The following is a 16,000-nucleotide window of genomic DNA, read 5'->3' as shown; positions in this document are numbered from 1 at the left end:
TTATGGGGTCGGTATGTCGGGGTCGGGTTTGTCGATTCCTATCGCTACTAAAACATAACGGAGCACAAGGTGAGTGTGAGCCAACATCGCCGGAAAGATGCGCCTACTGCCCGTCAGCGCTGGTCAACGCTGGCCGTCACGGCACTGGGCCTGCTGCTTGCGCAGCCGGCCGCGTATGCCGCGGGGTTCGGGCAATTGCGGGTTCAGTCGAATCTGGGGCAGCCGCTGCAGGCTGAGATCGACATCAGCGGAGTCACCGCCGAGGAGGCCGCGGGGCTCAGCGTCAAGCTGGCGCCGCCGGGCGCCTATGCCGCGGCCGGCTTGACCTATCTGCCAAGCGTCGGCAGCCTGCGGCTGGAGGTGGAGCGCCGCGCCAACGGCAGCTACGTGGCACGGGTCCGTTCCAGCCAGCCAATCAGCGAGCCCTTCGTCGATATCCTGGTCGACATGAGCTGGGCCAGCGGCAAGGTCTCGCGCGCCTACACCTTCCTGCTCGACCCCGCCGGGGCCAGGGCTTCCAGCCAGACGTTCTCGCCGGCACCGGTGGTGCAGGCCGCCACGCCTGACGCGCCGGCCGCGCCGGCGCCTGCCGCCGCGCCACCTGCGCCACCTGCGCCGGCGCAGCAGGCCGCGCCCGCCGCCGAGGCAGAGCCGGCCCGGCCCGCCGCACCGGCCCGCCCGGCGCGCCAGAGCGCCAGGCGCGCCGCGGCGCCGGCCGCCGGTGCCGACATGGCCCCCGGCGGCGGCTACACCGTGCAGCGCGGCGACACCCTCTATGGCATTGCCGGCGAGGCCGTGCAGGGCCAGGAGTCGGTCTCGCTCGACCAGATGCTGGTGGCGCTCTATCGCAACAATCCCAACGCCTTCATCGGCGGCAACATGAACCGCCTGCGCAGCGGCGCGGTGCTGCAGGTGCCGACCCCGCAGCAGGCACAGGCGGTGACACCCAAGGCCGCGCGCCGCGAAGTGGTGGCCCGCACGCAGGGCTTCGACGCCTATCGCAGCCGGCTGGCCAGCGCCGCCGCGGCCAAATCCGTCGAGCCCGACAGCGGCCGCCAGCAATCCGGCAACGTGACCGCCCGCGTGCAGGAGCAGGCCGCGCCAGGCGACGGCCCGCGCGATGAACTGAAGCTCAGCAAGGCGGCGCGTGGCGCGCAGGCCGACGCCGCGGCCAAGGCCGAAGCCGACGTGGCGCGCGAGCGCCAGCTGAAGGAAGCCGAGGCGCGACTGGCGCAGCTGCAAAAGAACGTGGGCGACATGCAGAAGCTGCTCGAGCTGAAGAACACCGAGATCGCCAAACTGAGCCAGGCCAACCAGACCGCGTTGGCTGACAAGGAAAAGGCTGACGCCGCCGCCAGGGCGGCTGCGGCGGCACCGGTCGTGGTACCGGCAGCGCCGCCGAAGGCCGATGCGGTGGCGACCACCGCCGCGGACGCGGCCGTCCCGGCGGCGGTCGCGAGTGCGGCCAGCGCGCCTGCCGCGCCCGCGGCCGGCGCCAGTGCCGCGGCCGCCGTGGCGCCCGTGGCAGCGTCCGCCGTGGCCGCCGCTCCCGCCTCGCAGCCCGCCGCGGAGGTGGTCGCAAACGCCGCCCAGGGTGCCGCATCGACGCCTGCGGCCAAACCGGTGCCGCCGGTGGTCGCGCAGCCCGCGCCGGTGCCCGAACCGTCGTTCCTCGATGGCCTGCTGGCCAACCCCATGCTGCTGCCGGGCGGTGGCCTGGTGGTGGCACTGCTGGGCGTGTACGCGATCTATCGCCGCCGCCAGAAGCAGAAGGAAGGCGAGGCCACCGGCTTCGGCGACAGCATCCTGTCGCAGGAAAGCACGGTGATGGCGGGCGCCAACTCGCTGTTCGGCACCGCCGGCGGCCAGAGCGTCGACACCTCGCAGCACAGCGTGTTCGGCGCCGACTTCCGCATCGGCAACAACACCCCGGAAGCCAACGAGGTCGACCCGATCGCCGAGGCCGAGGTCTATATCGCCTACGGGCGCGATGTGCAGGCAGAGGAAATCCTGCGCGAAGCCCTGGAAAAACACCCGGAGCAGCAGCCGGTACGGCTCAAGCTCCTGGAGATTTACAGCAACAGACAGGATGTGGAAGGGTTCCGCGTGATTGCAGAGGAAATGTTCGCCCAGACCGGCGGACACGGAGCGGAATGGCTGAAGGCCGCGGAAATGGGGCGCGCGCTGGAGCCCGGCAATGCGCTGTTCATGGTGGTGACGCCGGAGGCTCCGGGCCCGGATACGGCATCGCCGGCAACCGACCAGTGGCGCACGCAGGATCCGTCGCAGAATCCCGCCTCGATCGCGCGGCTGGAGCCGTCGCTGGGCGACCTGTCGCTGCCGCTGGATGCCTTCCCGGCGCCGGCCGCCGGCGACCCGATCGTCGCGCCGGCCTCGGCGGCGATGGTGTTCGGCGCCGAGACGCCGCAGCCGGGCGATGCGGTGCGCCTCGACATGGGCCTGCCGGGCGCCGATCCGCTCGCCGATGACGACGTGCCCACGCTCGACACGCCGACCCGCGGCCGCCCGCTGGAGTTCGACATGTCCGGGCTGTCGCTGGACCTGGGCAGCGCGCCGCAAGGCAACGCCAGCGCCACGCCCGCCGCGCCCGACGAGGCCTCGGTGCCGCTTCCCGCCACCACCATGCTGCGCGACGGCAAGCTGGCCGAGCCGATCGACCTGTCGCGCGTGGCGCCGGACACCGCCGGCAGCCTCGGCCAGAGCGTGTCGCCGAGCACGCTGTCGGCCGACGGCATGGACGGCGGGCGCGACATGCAGATCAAGCTGGACCTGGCACGCGCCTATATCGAGATCGGCGACAAGGAGGGCGCGCGCGAACTGCTGCAGGAAGTGGTCGAACAGTCGCAGGACGCGCTGCAGGCCGAGGCCCGCTCGCTGCTGCTGGAAGTGGCCTGAGCTATCATTGGCGGTCCGCCGCGGCACGCGCTGCCGCGGCCTGAAGCGATGCGCCGGAAGCGTCCCTTCCGGCGCATTTGCTTTTCCGGCTCGCATCGCCCGCGCGCCGCCATGCTTTTTCCCCTGACATGAACCGCATCGCCCTTGGCCTGCACTACGACGGCGCCGCCTTTTCCGGGTGGCAGTCGCAGCCGCACCGCAATACCGTCCAGGACCACCTCGAAGACGCCATCGAGCGTTTTGCCGGCGTGCGCCTGCTGACCACCGTGGCGGGGCGCACCGATGCCGGCGTGCACGCGCTGGGGCAGGTCATCCACCTGGATACCGAGCTGGTGCGCGAGCCCTTTTCGTGGGTGCGGGGCGTCAACGCCTTCCTGCCGCCGTCGATCGCGCTGCAATGGGCGCTGCCGGTGGACGTTGGCTTCCATGCCCGCTTCCTGGCCTATGAGCGCATGTACTACTACGCGCTTTACACCGGTCCGCACCGCGTGCCGATGGTGCATGGGCGCGCCGGCTACCAGATGCTGCCGCCCGGACAACGGCTCGATGTGGAGGCCATGCGCGCAGCCGCGGCGCACCTGATCGGCGAGCATGACTTCTCCGCCTTCCGCGCCGCCGAATGCCAGGCCAAGTCGCCGGTCAAGACGATGTACGACGTCACCATCCGCGACGACGGCAACTGGGTGTTTCTGCGCTTCCGTGCCAGCGCCTTCCTGCACCACATGGTGCGCAACCTGATGGGTTGCCTGGTGGCGGTGGGGCGGCGCCGCTATCCGCCGGACTGGATGGCGCAGGTGCTGGCCGGGCGCGACCGCAAGCTGGCGGCGCCCACGTTCATGCCGGATGGCCTCTACCTGGTCGGCGTCAAGTATCCTGATGCTTATCCGATCCCCGCGGCCGACCCGTCCGCGAGCCTGTTCCATGGAGTGTTCGATGACGCAGCCTGAGGGCAGTGCGGCGCACCTGCCGCAGCGCACCCGCATCAAGATCTGCGGGCTGACCCGCGAGGACGACGTCCGCGCCGCCGTCGATGCCGGGGCGGATGCGATCGGGCTGGTGTTCTACCCGAAGAGCCCGCGCTACGTCGACGTGGCGCGCGCCGCGGCGCTGGCCGAGGCCGCCGGGCCGTTCGTCACGGTGACGGGCCTGTTCGTCAACGCCGACCTGGAAGACATCGCGCACGTCGCGGAGCGTGTGCCGCTGACCCTGCTGCAGCTGCACGGCGACGAAACGCCGCAGTTCTGCACCCAGGCCGCCCAGCGCTGCGCGTTGCCGTTCCTGCGCGCCGCCCGTGTCCGCCCGGGCCTCGATTTGATAGAATTCGCCGATCAATACCGTGATGCCGCTGCCTTGCTGCTCGATGCCTTCGTTGAAGGCTATGGCGGTGGCGGCCACGTCTTCGACTGGACCCTGATTCCTCCGGCATGGCTTCCGCCCAATCCCCCGGTCATGGCAACCGGCAACCCGAACGCAAGCGGCGCTCCTCGCATCGTTTTGAGTGGTGGGTTGAACGCGCAAAACGTCGCTGGCGCGATTGAACGCGTGCGCCCCTACGCCGTCGATGTCAGCAGCGGGGTAGAGGCCGCCAAGGGCGTGAAGGACCACGCCCGCATTGCCGAGTTCGTGCGCGCTGTCCGCAGCGCCAGCGCAGGATGAGCCGGGTCGAAGCCCGATCCCTTCCGCACACCGCGCCCGCCGCTCCTGAGCGGGCATCGCGCACCCAGTCAACCAGGCGAGCCCTGCCGAGCGAGGCAAGGCCGCTGTTCCGAAGAGCCTAGACATGTACGACCTGCCCGATTCCCGTGGCCATTTCGGCCCCTATGGCGGCACCTTCGTTTCCGAGACGCTGGTCCACGCGCTTGATGAGCTGCGCGAAGCCTATGCGCACTACCAGAAGGACCCGGAGTTCGACGCCGAATTCCGCCGCGAGCTGAAGCACTTCGTCGGCCGCCCGTCGCCGATCTATCACGCGCAGCGCTGGAGCGAGACGCTCGGCGGCGCGCAGATCTACTTCAAGCGCGAAGACCTGAACCACACCGGCGCGCACAAGATCAACAATGTCATCGGCCAGGCGCTGCTGGCCAGGCGCATGGGCAAGCCGCGCGTGATCGCCGAGACCGGGGCAGGGCAGCACGGCGTGGCCACCGCCACCATCGCCGCGCGCTTCGGCATGGAGTGCGTGGTCTACATGGGCGCCGAGGACGTCAAGCGCCAGGCCGCCAACGTCTACCGCATGAAGCTGCTGGGCGCGACCGTGGTGCCGGTGGAAAGCGGCTCGCGCACGCTCAAGGACGCGCTCAACGAAGCCATGCGCGACTGGGTCACCAACGTCGAGAACACCTTTTACATCATCGGCACCGTGGCCGGCCCGCACCCGTATCCGATGATGGTGCGCGACTTCCAGTGCGTGATCGGCGAGGAGGCCAAGGTGCAGATGCCCGAGCTGGCCGGGCGCCAGCCGGATGCCGTGATCGCGTGCGTGGGCGGTGGCTCCAATGCCATGGGCATCTTCTATCCGTATATCGAGCACCAGGATGTGCAGCTGATCGGCGTCGAAGCCGCCGGCGACGGGCTGGACACCGGCCGCCACGCGGCGTCGCTGACCGGCGGCACGCCCGGCGTGCTGCACGGCAACCGCACTTACCTGCTGCAGGACGACAACGGCCAGATCATCGAGACGCATTCGGTCTCGGCCGGCCTGGACTACCCCGGCGTCGGCCCCGAGCATGCCTGGCTCAAGGACAGCGGCCGCGCGCAGTACGTGCCGATCACCGACGAGGAAGCGCTCAAGGCCTTCCACGACTGCTGCCGCATCGAGGGCATCATCCCGGCGCTGGAATCGAGCCATGCGATCGCCTACGCCTGCAAGCTGGCGCCGACGCTGCCCAAGGACAAGCTGCTGCTGGTGAACCTGTCCGGCCGCGGTGACAAGGACATGCACACCGTGGCCGAGCGCGCGGGGCTCAAGCTCTGATGCGCGCGCTGCCTCCGACCGGACTTGCCGTGGGCGGCGCCGGCGCGCCGGATGCTGCCGGCGCGCCCGACTCCGCCCAGTTGCGCCTGTTCCAGGAAGACATGTTCGAGGGCATTGCCCGCCTGCCGGACGGCTCGGTCGACCTGATCGTCGCCGATCCGCCGTACGGGCTGGGCAAGGACTACGGCAACGATTCCGACCTGCTGTCGGGCCAGGCCTACCTGGACTGGTCCGAGCGCTGGATGGACGCGGTCGTGCCCAAGCTCGCGCCCAAGGGCACGCTCTACCTGTTCTGCACCTGGCAGTACTCGCCGGAGCTGTTCGTGATGCTCAAGCGGCGCCTCACCATGATCAACGAGATTATCTGGGACCGCCGCGTGCCCAGCATGGGCGGCACCACGCGCAAGTTCTCGTCGGTGCACGACAACATCGGCTTCTTCGCCAGGGCGCGCGACTACTACTTCGATCTCGACCCGGTGCGCATCCCGTACGACCCCGAGACCAAGAAGGCGCGCAGCCGGCCGCGTTTCGAAGGCAAGAAGTGGCTGGAGGTGGGCTACAACCCGAAGGACCTGTGGAGCGTCTCGCGCATCCACCGCCAGGACCCGGAGCGTGCCAACCACCCCACGCAGAAGCCGCTGGAGATCGTCGAGCGCATGGTGCTGTCGAGCTGCCCGCCGGGCGGCCTGGTGCTGGATCCGTTCGCCGGCAGCGGCACCACCGCGGTGGCGTGCCTGCGCCACGGCCGGCGCTTTGCCGGTTTCGAGATCAATCCGGAATATGTGCAGGTGGCGTGCGCGCGCGTGGCCGCGGCTGCGCAAGCCATGCCCGCGATCGAGCCCGACGGTGCCCCCAGTCTGGCCACCCCAACCCTGGCCGCCGCCAACGACGATGTCTCGCCGGCGTCGCGGCCTCACCTGATTCCCTGATATGTCCCGTATCCAGAAGACGTTCGCGGCACTGGCCGCGCAGCAGAAGAAGGGCCTGATTCCGTTCATCACCGCCGGCGATCCGGAGCCCGGCCTGACCGTGGCGCTGATGCACGCGCTGGTGGCCGGCGGCGCCGACGTGATCGAGCTGGGCGTGCCGTTCTCCGACCCGATGGCCGACGGCCCGGTGATCCAGCGCGCCTCCGAGCGTGCGCTGGCGCAGGGCGTGTCGCTCACGCAGGTGCTGCAGTGGGTGCGCGAGTTCCGCCAGACCAATACGGATACGCCGGTGGTGCTGATGGGCTACGCCAACCCGATCGAGCGCATGGGCGAAGCGGCATTCGCCGCGGCCGCGAGCGCCGCCGGCGTCGACGGCGTGCTGGTGGTCGACTATCCGCCCGAGGAGTGCGAGTCGTTCGCCGGGCTGATGCGCGACCATGGCATGGACCCGATCTTCCTGCTGGCGCCCACCTCGACCGATGCGCGCATCGAGGCCGTGGCCAAGGTCGCCAGCGGCTATCTTTACTATGTCTCGCTCAAGGGCGTGACCGGTTCCGCATCGATCGACCTCGACAGCGTGGCGGCGCGCCTGCCGCTGATCAAGCAGCACGCCAACCTGCCGGTAGGGGTGGGCTTCGGCATTCGCGACGCGCAGACCGCGCGCGCGATCGGCAGCGTGGCCGATGCCGTGGTGATCGGCAGCCGGCTGGTGCAGCTGCTGGAAGACACGCCGCGCGAGCAGGCCGTGACGGCGTTGCAATCGTTTATCGCCGAGATTCGCCAGGCGCTGGACGCTTGAAGTGATGCATTGCCCGCTTGAGTGGGTCCGAGAGGTGCAGGATTATGCGCAATTCGCGCGTTGCGCTTCGGGCTCACCGGGCCGTCATGGTAAATTCGCGGGTTGATTCCCTGCCTTCCGCCAGCCGGCGCCCCGATCACGGGCCTGCCGGCGGACCGCAGTCATCCGAAAGGAGCTTTCATGAGCTGGTTGGATAAACTCCTGCCCCCCAAGATTCAACAGACCGACCCCAGCACCCGCAAGGGCATCCCCGAGGGGTTGTGGGTCAAGTGCCCGTCGTGCGAGTCCACCCTGTACCGGACCGACGTCGAGGCCAACCTGCACGTCTGCCCCAAGTGCGACCACCATATGCGCATCAGCGCGCGTGCGCGCCTGGACGCGCTGCTGGACGCCGAAGGCCGCTATGAAATCGGCCAGGAGATCGTGCCGGTCGACGCGCTCAAGTTCAAGGATTCCAAGAAGTACCCGGACCGCATCAAGGCCGCCATGGAAGACACCGGCGAGACCGATGCGATGGTGGTGATGGGCGGTGCCATCCACACCATCCCGGTGGTGGCGAGCTGCTTCGAGTTCGAGTTCATGGGCGGCTCGATGGGCTCGGTGGTGGGCGAGCGCTTCGTGCGCGGCGCGCAGGCCGCGCTGGAGCAGAAGGTGCCCTTCATCTGCTTTACCGCCACCGGCGGCGCGCGCATGCAGGAAAGCCTGCTGTCGCTGCTGCAGATGGCCAAGACCACGGCCATGCTGAACCAGCTGAGCGCGAGCAAGCTGCCGTTCATCAGCGTGCTGACCGACCCGACCATGGGCGGCGTGTCGGCCTCGTTCGCCTTCCTGGGCGACGTGGTGATCGCCGAGCCCAAGGCGCTGATCGGCTTTGCCGGCCCGCGCGTGATCGAGCAGACCGTGCGCGAGAAGCTCCCGGAAGGCTTCCAGCGCTCGGAATTCCTGCTGCAGAAGGGCGCCATCGACATGATCGTCGACCGCCGCAAGATGCGCGCCGAACTGGCGCAGCTGCTGGCACTGCTGCAGAAGCAGCCGGCTGACGCGGTGGCATAACGCCGCCAATATCGCGGTACCGAAGGCGCGGGCGGTTGACGCGCCTTTCGCATTTCTTGTTTGTCGTTCCCGCGCAGGCAGGAACCCAGTGACTTTTCTAAGACGCTGGATTCCCGCCTGCGCGGGAATGACGGTAGAGATTTGCTACGTTTTCTCAGCGCGCTATCCTCACCCTTGACTTTGTGAGGGGCTGACCGAATCTGGTAGCAAACATTTCCTCGTACGCCCAATGCCTGTCTTCCACACGCTCCCCGAATGGCTCGCCCATCTCGAAACCGCCCATCCCGTGGGCATCGACATGGGCCTGACGCGCATCACGCGCGTGAAGGAAGCCCTCGGGCTGCGCATCGACGCCGCGGTCTTTACCGTGGGCGGCACCAACGGCAAGGGCTCGACCTGCGCCATGCTCGAGCGCATCCTGCTGGAAGCCGGCTACAAGGTGGGCTGCCATACCTCGCCGCACCTGATCTCTTTCAACGAGCGCGCGCGCCTGAACGGCGAAATCGCCACCGACGCCCAGCTACTGCCGCACTTCGAAGCGGTCGAGCGCGCGCGCAACAGCTTTGCCGACCCGGTCAGCCTGACGTATTTCGAATTCACCACGCTGGCGATCATCCATTTCTTCGCGGCTTCCGGCCTGGACGCGATCATCCTCGAGGTCGGGCTGGGTGGCCGCCTCGATGCAACCAATGTGATCGATACCGACTGCGCCATCATCACCAGCGTCGACATCGACCATACCCAGTACCTGGGCAACACCCGCGAGGAAATCGGCTTCGAGAAGGCCGGCATCTTCCGTCCGGGCGTGCCGGCGATCTGCGGCGACCCGGTGCCGCCCAAGTCGCTGGTGGCGCACGCCGAGGCGGTCGGCGCCGAGCTGTGGCTGGTGGGGCGCGACTATCATTTCCAGGCCGCCAAGGGCCAGGAGCGCCAGCAATGGGACTGGAGCGGCGGCGGGCGCAAGCTCAACGGGCTGGGCTATCCGGCGCTGCGCGGCGCCAACCAGCTGCTGAATGCATCGGCTGCGCTGGCGGCGCTGCAGGCGCTGCGCGAGCGCCTGCCGGTGAGCGCGCAGGAGGTGCGCAACGGCCTGGCCTTCGTCGAGCTGCCGGGGCGGTTCCAGGTGCTGCCGGGCCGTCCGGCCGTGATCCTCGACGTGGCGCACAATCCGCACGCGGCGGCGACGCTGGGGCAGAACCTCGAGAACATGGGCTTCTTCCGCTACACCTATGCGGTGTTCGGCGCAATGCAGGACAAGGACATCGCCGGCGTGCTGCAGCACGTGGCCGACAAGGTCGACCACTGGTGCCTGTGCGACCTGCCGACCGAACGCGCTGCCAGCGCCGCGGACCTGCTCGGCAAGCTCGAAGCAGGGGGCTTCCAGCCCGGCCCGGATGCGACCGCGGCCTGCTTTTCCAGCCCCGAGGCGGCATTCCGCGACGCCATCGAGCGAGCCACCGAGAATGATAGAATTCTGGTCTTCGGATCGTTCTATACCGTCGCCGGCGTGATGGCCTACCGTGCCACGCAAGCAAACTGAAGCGGGCGTCCCGGCGCGCGCTGACCTGACCAAACCGGCGGCCTTGGCCGATCACTGAGCGGCAAACGCAACGAGCGGCCCCACGAGGCCGTATCACCGAACCAATCTATGGGCCTGCTTTCGCTGTTTTCTTCCCGCAAGGGCAACGACCCGGCACCCGAGCGTGCGCGGCGCCAGCGCACCGACACGGGTGCAGGCATCGCCTCGTCGCGCCGCCTGGCCGACGAGTATGCCGACGACACGCTGGACCCTGAATTTCCGCAGAAGCAGCGCGCGCGCCGCCGGCTGATCGGCGCCGTGGTGCTGATGGTGGCCGCCGTGATCGTGCTGCCGATCGTGTTCGAGACCAAGCCGCGGCCGGTGTCCGACGACGTCTCGGTCAAGGTTGCCAATGGTGTGACCAGCTCGCAGAAGCCGCGCGTCGAGCCGCGCAAGGCCGATCCGCTGCCGCCCGCGCCGGCCGCGCCGGCGTCGCGCAATGATGCCGCCGCGCTGGATGCCGGCGAGGAGATCGTCAGTGCGCCGAAGCCCTCGGCGGCCGCCGCCGACAAGCCCGCGCAGCGCACCGAAGCCAAGCCCGAGGCGAAGCCTGAAACCAAGGCCGAGGCCAGGACCGGCAGCGGCAAGTACCTGATCCTGATCGGCGCGTTTTCTTCGGAAGAGCGCGCCAAGGGCTGGCTGGCCAAGCTCAAGGCGAGCAAGGTGCCGGCGTATGTCGAAAAGAAAGTGCTGGCCGACGGCGAGCGCATCCTGCTGCGTGCCGGTCCCTTCAACGATCGCGACGCCGCCGATGCGGCCGACAAGCGCGTGCGGGCGGTGGGGCTGACCTCGAAGGTCGTGGAACAGTAAGGGGCGCCGCGGCCGGCACGCGTGCCTGGCCGCCAGCAACGATGCAGCCGACTTTCTTCGACTATGCCGTGGTCTTCATCCTGCTGGCCTCGGGCCTGCTGGGCGTGCTGCGCGGCCTGGTGCGCGAGGTGCTGTCGCTGATCGGCTGGGTGGTGGCGTTCTGGGTGGCGTTCCGCTACGGCGCGGTCGCCGCGGGCTGGATGCCCGAGTCGCTGCCGGGCGGCGAGCTGGCTCGCCATGCGCTGGGCTTCGTGGTGCTGCTGATCGGCACCGTGCTGGGCGCCTCGCTGGCCGGCATGGTGGTCGGGCAGTTGCTGGAGAGCACCGGCCTCAAGCCCGCCGACCGTGGCCTCGGACTGGTGTTCGGCGTGCTGCGCGGCGTGCTGCTGGTGATGGTGATGGTGACGCTGGCCAGCCTGACGAAATTGCCGGAAGAACCGTTCTGGCGCGATGCGGTGAGCCGCCCGTATGTGATGCAGGCCATGGAGTCGATCAAGCCATGGCTGCCGCCGGAGCTGGCGAAGTACGTGAAGACATAAGGCCGGGCACGTTGCGCGGCTGGTAGTAACGCAGGCCTTCGGGCCCGGAGGATCCCGGGCCGGGCTGCGCCCCCCTGAATCAAAGCCTTTCCTGGGAGCTTGGCATGTGCGGTATCGTCGGTGTGGTGTCATCCACGCCTGTCAACCAACTGATTTACGACAGCCTGCTGTTGTTGCAACACCGCGGACAGGATGCTGCCGGCATCGCCACCGCCAACGGCAGTACCTTCCACATGCACAAGGCCAACGGCCTGGTGCGCGATGTCTTCCGCACGCGCAATATGCGCGGCCTGCCCGGCAACGCGGGCATCGGCCAGGTGCGCTACCCGACCGCCGGCTCGGCCTCGAGCGAGGAAGAGGCGCAGCCGTTCTACGTCAACGCCCCCTACGGCATCATCCTGGCGCATAACGGCAACCTGACCAACTGGCAGCAGCTGCGCGAGGAGATGTTCCGCCGCGACCGCCGCCATATCAACACGCATTCGGATACCGAAGTGCTGCTGAACGTGCTGGCCGACGAGCTGCAGCGCGCCAGCAACGGCATGGCGCTCGATCCGGAAACCATCTTCAAGGCCGTGGCGGGCATGCACCGCCGCGTGCGCGGCTCGTACGCGATCTCGGCGCAGATCGCCGGCTACGGCATGCTGGCGGTGCGCGATCCGTTCGGCATCCGGCCGCTGTGCCTGGGCAGCGTCGAGACGCCCACCGGCAAGGAATGGATGGTCGCCTCGGAATCGGTGGCGCTGGAAGGCATCGGCTACAAGTTCGAGCGCGACGTGGCAGCGGGCGAGGCCATCTTCATCGACCTCGACGGCAAGCTCTACAGCAAGCAATGCGCCGACAACCCGGTGCTGACGCCCTGCATTTTCGAGTACGTCTACCTGGCGCGTCCGGATTCGTGCATCGATGGCGTGCCGGTCTACGACGCGCGCCTGCGCATGGGCGACTACCTGGCCGAGAAGATCCGCCAGGAAGTGTCGGCCGGCGATATCGACGTGGTCATGCCGATTCCCGATTCCAGCCGTCCGGCCGCGATGCAGGTTGCCAACCGTCTGGGAGTGAACTACCGCGAAGGCTTCTTCAAGAACCGCTACGTCGGCCGCACCTTCATCATGCCTGGCCAGGCGGTGCGCAAGAAGTCCGTGCGCCAGAAGCTCAACGCCATGGGCGTGGAGTTCAAGGGCAAGAACGTGCTGATCGTCGACGACTCGATCGTGCGCGGCACCACCTCGTTCGAGATCGTGCAGATGGCGCGCGACGCCGGCGCCAACAAGGTGATCTTCGCCTCGGCCGCGCCGCCGGTGAAGTTCCCCAACGTGTACGGCATCGACATGCCGACCCGCAGCGAACTGGTAGCGCATGGCCGCACGCACGAAGAGATCGCCAAGATCATCGGCGCGGACAAGCTGGTGTACCAGGACGTGGAAGCGATGAAGCAGGCGGTGCGCGACATCAACCCGGCGCTGAACGACTTCGACGCCTCGTGCTTCGACGGCCGCTACATCACCGGCGATATCGACGAGGCCTACCTGGATCGCCTGGAAACCGCGCGCAGCCAGGCCGACCGCGACGGCACCGGCGCTGACACCGAGCGCTCGCAACTGCACCTGCAGCGCTCCGGCGGCAACGAGTAAGCCGCGCCGCGCGCGTTGACGAATGCGGGGCCCGGCCGTAACATGGCCGGGCGTCGATTTGATAGTCAGCTTGCGGACGCGGGTACAGCCCGAAACAGCTAAAGAGATGGTGGCCAGCAACGATTCCCGATGCGCAGCGCCTTGCCGGCGCCGCGAGGCCCGGAAGCCGGCCGCCACAGCCTGAAGCCCACGGCCATTCGCAGAACAGCAAGCCCGTCGATCCGACCATCCGATCGCACGGGCTTTTTTCATGGCCGCGCGCCGTCCACCGGGCCGGTGCGCAGCTTGTCGAAACCATCGCATTCGCGCGGGTACGACCGCGCCACCAGCATGAACCAACCGCTCAATCCTGAATCGCTCGGCATCGATACTCTTGGCGTGCGCGCCGGCACGCTGCGCAGCGAGTTCATGGAGCACTCCGAGGCCATGTACCTGACCTCAAGCTTCTGCTTCAACAGCGCCGCCGAGGCCGCCGAGCGCTTTGCCAACTCGGAAGAGGGCTACACCTATTCGCGTTTCACCAACCCGACCGTGTCGATGTTCCAGTCGCGCCTGGCCGCGCTGGAAGGGGCGCAGGCCTGCATGGCCACGGCGTCGGGCATGAGCGCGATCCTGTCGGTGGTGCTGTCGTCGATGCAGGCCGGCGACCACCTGGTCAGCTCGCGCGCGATCTTCGGCTCGACCATGACGCTGTTCAACAATATCTTCGGGAAGTTCGGCGTGGAGACGACCTTTGTCGACCCGACCGACCTAGAAGCGTGGCGTGCGGCAGTGCGGCCGAACACGAAGCTGTTCTTCCTGGAGACGCCGTCGAACCCGTTGACCGAGGTGGCTGACATCGCGGCGGCGGCCGACATCGCCCACGACGCCAACGCGCTGCTGGTGGTCGACAACTGCTTCTGCTCGCCCGCGCTGCAGCAGCCGATGAAATTCGGCGCCGATATCGTGGTGCACTCCGCCACCAAGCATATCGATGGCCAGGGCCGCGTGCTGGGCGGCGCGGTGCTGGGCTCGCAAGACTTCATCATGGGCAAGGTGTTCCCGTTCGTGCGCACCGCCGGGCCGACGCTGTCGGCCTTCAATGCCTGGGTGCTGCTCAAGGGCATGGAGACACTGGCAATCCGCATGGAGCGCCATTCCTCCAGCGCGCTGGCGCTGGCGCAGTTCCTCGAATCGCACCCGGCGGTGGCGCGCGTGTTCCACCCGGCGCTGGCGTCGCACCCGCAGCACGAGATTGCCATGCGCCAGCAGAGCGGCGGCGGCGCGATCGTTTCGTTCGAGCTGAAGGGCGCCACGCCCGAGCAGCAGCGCGCCAACGCCTGGCGCGTGATCGACAACACGCGGCTGTGCTCGATCACCGGCAACCTGGGCGACACCCGCACCACCATCACGCACCCGTACACCACCACGCACGCGCGCGTCAGCCCCGAGGCCAAGGCGGCCGCGGGCGTGGGCGAAGGGCTGATCCGCCTGGCGGTGGGGCTGGAGTCCGTCGAAGACCTGAAGGCCGACCTGCTGCGCGGCCTGGGCGACTGAGGCGCTACTCTGTCGCCGCGACCACCGGGGCCGGTTCTTGCAGGGCAGGCGCTTGCGGTGCCGGCTCATCGCTGCCGGCCATCGCCTTCACGCCGGCGGCGGTGACGTCGTAGGTGGCGCCGACCGCGGTGGAGGCCACGCTGACCGCTGCCGACCCGACCGTCGCCACGGTCGACACCGCGGCGCTGCCGACGGCCACGGTGGCGCCGACCACCATGCAGCCGGACAGCGACACGGTGGCGCAGGCGGCCGCCAGCATCAGGGCAATGCGCTGCAGATTGGCGGAGGTTTCGCTATCGTTGCGCAGGTTGCGACGCAAGCGGGGAAATAAAGACTGCATGGAACACGTAGTAATGGTTGAGCCTGGCATGGGACGGAATCAGCGCAGCAGCCGGCGGCGCAGCAGCACCAGGCATACCACCAGCGCGGCCACTGCATAAACGGCCAGCACCGCAAGATGCAGGCCGGCGCCGTCGACCGGGCGGCCCAGCATCAGCGGGCGGATCAGCGCCACGGCGTGCGCCAGCGGCAGCACCTTGGTCGCTGCCTGCACGCCTTCGGGCAGTTGTTCCAGCGGGAAGAATACGCCCGACAACAGCAGCATCGGCGTCATCACCAGGGTCTGGTAGAACATGAAGAAGTCGTAGCTGGGCGCCAGCGCGGTCACGATCATCGCCAGCGCGGCGAAGGCAATCCCGGCCAGCACGATGACCGGCAGCGCCAGCAGCGCCCCCGGCATCTGCGCATAGCCGAGCGCGCCCGCCACCAGCATGATCGCCAGCCCAGACAGCACGGCCTTGCTGGCGGCCCAGGCGATTTCCCCCAGCACCACGTCGCCCAGCGTCAGCGGCGCATGCATGATCGCTTCCCAGGTGCGCTGCACATGCATGCGCGAGAACGCCGAATACATCGACTCGAAGCTGGCCGACATCATCACGCTGGACGCGGTGGTGCCGGCCGCCAGGAAGGCGATATACGACACGCCATTGACCTGGCCGACCATCAGCCCCAGTCCGAGCCCCAGCCCGAACAGGTAGATCATCGGATCGGCCAGGTTGCCGATCATCGACGGAATGGCCAGCTTCTTCCACACCATGTAGTTGCGGTACCAGACCATCATCCAGTTGCGCAGGTTGCGCGGCAGCAGCGGCTGCGGATAGGTCTGTCGCGCCGCCATGGCGGTGGCGGGGGAGGCATCGGTGGCGTCCGCGCGGGGATCCTGTTCGCTCAT

Annotated in this window: 14 protein-coding genes; 12 read left to right on the top strand and 2 right to left on the bottom strand. The window is 68.4% G+C overall.

Annotated features, from left to right (window positions below; genetic code table 11):
• The first annotated feature begins 69 nt into the window (after window positions 1-69).
• From RALTA_RS10270 to RALTA_RS10215, 12 genes are all read left to right on the top strand, one after another.
• Window positions 70-2,916 carry a FimV/HubP family polar landmark protein gene (locus RALTA_RS10270; RefSeq protein WP_012353358.1) on the top strand — a complete coding sequence of 949 codons (2,847 nt, stop codon included), beginning with the start codon at window positions 70-72 and terminating at the stop codon, window positions 2,914-2,916.
• A 128-nt stretch (window positions 2,917-3,044) separates the two neighbouring features.
• Window positions 3,045-3,863, top strand: coding sequence for a tRNA pseudouridine(38-40) synthase TruA (gene truA / locus RALTA_RS10265; RefSeq protein WP_012353357.1), 819 nt, complete (start codon window positions 3,045-3,047; stop codon window positions 3,861-3,863).
• On the top strand, window positions 3,850-4,572 hold the full coding sequence (locus RALTA_RS10260) for a phosphoribosylanthranilate isomerase (protein ID WP_012353356.1): 723 nt from the start codon (window positions 3,850-3,852) through the stop codon (window positions 4,570-4,572). Before truA ends, RALTA_RS10260 begins: the two co-directional genes overlap by 14 nt.
• A 124-nt stretch (window positions 4,573-4,696) precedes the next feature.
• On the top strand, window positions 4,697-5,890 hold the full coding sequence (trpB, locus tag RALTA_RS10255) for a tryptophan synthase subunit beta (RefSeq protein ID WP_012353355.1): 1,194 nt from the start codon (window positions 4,697-4,699) through the stop codon (window positions 5,888-5,890).
• Entirely contained in the window at window positions 5,890-6,819 is a 930-nt protein-coding gene (locus RALTA_RS10250; protein WP_012353354.1) for a DNA-methyltransferase, read from the top strand. The genes trpB and RALTA_RS10250 overlap by 1 nt, the downstream gene beginning before the upstream one ends.
• Window position 6,820: 1 nt before the next feature.
• Complete coding sequence (trpA, locus tag RALTA_RS10245; protein WP_012353353.1) at window positions 6,821-7,618, top strand: tryptophan synthase subunit alpha; 798 nt, start codon at window positions 6,821-6,823, stop codon at window positions 7,616-7,618.
• A gap of 180 nt (window positions 7,619-7,798) precedes the next feature.
• Window positions 7,799-8,671, top strand: a complete 873-nt coding sequence (gene accD / locus RALTA_RS10240; protein WP_012353352.1) for an acetyl-CoA carboxylase, carboxyltransferase subunit beta — start codon at window positions 7,799-7,801, stop codon at window positions 8,669-8,671.
• Window positions 8,672-8,900: 229 nt separating this feature from the next.
• Window positions 8,901-10,211, top strand: a complete 1,311-nt coding sequence (folC, locus tag RALTA_RS10235; RefSeq protein WP_012353351.1) for a bifunctional tetrahydrofolate synthase/dihydrofolate synthase — start codon at window positions 8,901-8,903, stop codon at window positions 10,209-10,211.
• A 108-nt stretch (window positions 10,212-10,319) separates the two neighbouring features.
• Window positions 10,320-11,060, top strand: a complete 741-nt coding sequence (locus RALTA_RS10230; RefSeq protein ID WP_012353350.1) for an SPOR domain-containing protein — start codon at window positions 10,320-10,322, stop codon at window positions 11,058-11,060.
• A gap of 41 nt (window positions 11,061-11,101) precedes the next feature.
• The gene (locus tag RALTA_RS10225) at window positions 11,102-11,599 is read left to right on the top strand and encodes a CvpA family protein (protein ID WP_012353349.1); all 498 of its coding nucleotides are present in this window, start codon (window positions 11,102-11,104) and stop codon (window positions 11,597-11,599) included.
• 104 nt (window positions 11,600-11,703) lie between these two features.
• Window positions 11,704-13,233: an amidophosphoribosyltransferase gene (gene purF / locus RALTA_RS10220; protein WP_012353348.1), complete on the top strand. Its 1,530-nt coding sequence runs from the start codon at window positions 11,704-11,706 to the stop codon at window positions 13,231-13,233.
• Between the two features lie 330 nt (window positions 13,234-13,563).
• Complete coding sequence (locus RALTA_RS10215; RefSeq protein ID WP_012353347.1) at window positions 13,564-14,769, top strand: O-succinylhomoserine sulfhydrylase; 1,206 nt, start codon at window positions 13,564-13,566, stop codon at window positions 14,767-14,769.
• A gap of 4 nt (window positions 14,770-14,773) precedes the next feature.
• Here the strand turns inward: RALTA_RS10215 and RALTA_RS10210 are convergent, their stop codons facing one another.
• Both RALTA_RS10210 and RALTA_RS10205 read right to left on the bottom strand, forming a co-directional pair.
• On the bottom strand, window positions 14,774-15,109 hold the full coding sequence (locus RALTA_RS10210; protein ID WP_012353346.1) for a hypothetical protein: 336 nt from the start codon (window positions 15,107-15,109) through the stop codon (window positions 14,774-14,776).
• A 39-nt stretch (window positions 15,110-15,148) separates the two neighbouring features.
• Complete coding sequence (locus tag RALTA_RS10205; RefSeq protein WP_012353345.1) at window positions 15,149-16,000, bottom strand: ABC transporter permease; 852 nt, start codon at window positions 15,998-16,000, stop codon at window positions 15,149-15,151.

Origin of the sequence: Cupriavidus taiwanensis LMG 19424 (assembly GCF_000069785.1) — a bacterium.
Classification (GTDB): Bacteria; Pseudomonadota; Gammaproteobacteria; order Burkholderiales; family Burkholderiaceae; genus Cupriavidus; species Cupriavidus taiwanensis.
Note: the sequence above shows the minus strand (reverse complement) of the source record. Positions and strands in the feature narration are given on the sequence as shown.

Bases quoted from the DNA above. Each gene is read 5' to 3' on its own strand.
- truA (WP_012353357.1), top strand. From the start codon at position 3,045: ATGAACCGCATCGCCCTTGGCCTGCACTACGACGGCGCCGCCTTTTCC.
- RALTA_RS10260 (WP_012353356.1), top strand. From the start codon at position 3,850: ATGACGCAGCCTGAGGGCAGTGCGGCGCACCTGCCGCAGCGCACCCGC.
- trpB (WP_012353355.1), top strand. From the start codon at position 4,697: ATGTACGACCTGCCCGATTCCCGTGGCCATTTCGGCCCCTATGGCGGC.
- RALTA_RS10250 (WP_012353354.1), top strand. From the start codon at position 5,890: ATGCGCGCGCTGCCTCCGACCGGACTTGCCGTGGGCGGCGCCGGCGCG.
- trpA (WP_012353353.1), top strand. From the start codon at position 6,821: ATGTCCCGTATCCAGAAGACGTTCGCGGCACTGGCCGCGCAGCAGAAG.
- accD (WP_012353352.1), top strand. From the start codon at position 7,799: ATGAGCTGGTTGGATAAACTCCTGCCCCCCAAGATTCAACAGACCGAC.
- folC (WP_012353351.1), top strand. From the start codon at position 8,901: ATGCCTGTCTTCCACACGCTCCCCGAATGGCTCGCCCATCTCGAAACC.
- RALTA_RS10230 (WP_012353350.1), top strand. From the start codon at position 10,320: ATGGGCCTGCTTTCGCTGTTTTCTTCCCGCAAGGGCAACGACCCGGCA.
- RALTA_RS10225 (WP_012353349.1), top strand. From the start codon at position 11,102: ATGCAGCCGACTTTCTTCGACTATGCCGTGGTCTTCATCCTGCTGGCC.
- purF (WP_012353348.1), top strand. From the start codon at position 11,704: ATGTGCGGTATCGTCGGTGTGGTGTCATCCACGCCTGTCAACCAACTG.
- RALTA_RS10215 (WP_012353347.1), top strand. From the start codon at position 13,564: ATGAACCAACCGCTCAATCCTGAATCGCTCGGCATCGATACTCTTGGC.
- RALTA_RS10210 (WP_012353346.1), bottom strand. From the start codon at position 15,109: ATGCAGTCTTTATTTCCCCGCTTGCGTCGCAACCTGCGCAACGATAGC.
- RALTA_RS10205 (WP_012353345.1), bottom strand. From the start codon at position 16,000: ATGAGCGAACAGGATCCCCGCGCGGACGCCACCGATGCCTCCCCCGCC.